The sequence below is a fragment of the Phytobacter sp. V91 genome, assembly GCF_965644225.1.
Classification (GTDB): Bacteria; Pseudomonadota; Gammaproteobacteria; order Enterobacterales; family Enterobacteriaceae; genus CBFFRJ01.
Genome location: NZ_CBFFRJ010000315.1, coordinates 1 through 521, shown reverse-complemented (window position 1 = coordinate 521; position 521 = coordinate 1). Strand labels below are relative to the sequence as shown.

General features: G+C 51.4%; 1 protein-coding gene. It reads left to right on the top strand.

Features of this window, described 5'->3' with window-relative positions:
• Window positions 1-521: flagellin (locus tag ACSZO4_RS25825; RefSeq protein WP_437891928.1), on the top strand; the 521-nt coding region annotated here is incomplete at both ends.

The window sequence follows — 521 nt, the reverse complement described above, 5'->3', positions numbered from 1 at the left end:
CTGAATACCGGCTCTGATACCGATACCAGCTATTCCTTCCAGGTTGGCTCCAAAGATGCTGAAACCATCAGCATCTCTGTAGGCGCGAGCAGCGGTTGGAACCTCTATCAGACTTCTGGTACAGCGAACGCTAACAATGGTGGTACTTACACTGAGACTGGTACCGCGACTCTGCTTGATAACACCGGTGCTTCCGGCACCCGTAAAGTAGCGGCAAGTGGTTTTGATGTTCTCAGCGCAATTGCTACTGATGCAAGCGGAGTAGTTAGTGATGGTCCGTTAGTTAAAATTGATGCGGCAATCAAATCAGTGGATTCTCAGCGCAGTCTGTTGGGTGCATCTCAGAACCGTTTTGAGTCTGCAATCACCAACCTGAATAACACTACCAGCAACCTGACGGCTGCACGTAGCCGAATTCAGGATTCTGACTACGCGACGGAAGTGTCGAACATGTCTCGAGCGCAGATACTACAGCAGGCGGGTTCTTCGGTGTTGGCACAGGCCAACCAGGTTCCGCAGAC